The organism is Blastomonas sp. CCH1-A6 (genome assembly GCF_001556365.1).
GTDB lineage: Bacteria > Pseudomonadota > Alphaproteobacteria > Sphingomonadales > Sphingomonadaceae > Blastomonas > Blastomonas ursincola.
In genome coordinates, this window is the sequence record NZ_LSIS01000020.1 from 1 (window position 1) to 551 (window position 551).

General features: G+C 65.5%; 1 pseudogene. It reads left to right on the top strand.

Annotation, left to right across the window (positions count from 1 at the left end):
* A pseudogene (locus tag AX735_RS25495) lies at positions 1-551 on the top strand (hypothetical protein); the annotation flags it as partial.

The following is a 551-nucleotide window of genomic DNA, read 5'->3' on the forward strand; positions in this document are numbered from 1 at the left end:
GGTTGCCACTGTACAAGAATGGCGTGGTCGTCGGTGCGATCGGCGTGATGGGCGACGGCGATTACGGCTTCGACCCCAACATCCTCGATGTCGACAATGACGCGGAAGAGGCGATCGCTTTTGCCGGGACGCAGGGCTTTGCCGCAGCCGATGCGATCCGCGCTGACCGGATCACGGTAGACGGGACCACGCTGCGCTTCAGCGATATCACTGCGGCCAATATCGGACCACTCTCGACCAATTTCGCGGCGATCAACGGCAGCGCCGGATCCCTGATCGCGGTGCGCGGCTATGCCAACGCGGCAATCATAGCCGGCACGCCCTATGGCACCGAAGCCTCGGGCATTCGCGCCGCGCGCGCAGCCGAATTCGCCAATAGCGATGCGTTCATCCTGACCGACGGCTCGGGCAATCCGCGCTTTCCGATCCGCGCCGGAACCGATGGCGCATCGGTCACCCAGCCGCTCAGCGCTGCCGAGGTGCGCGCGGTGCTAGAAGAGGCGTTCACCATCCTTACCCGTGCGCGCGCGCAGATCCGCCGTCCGCTCGAC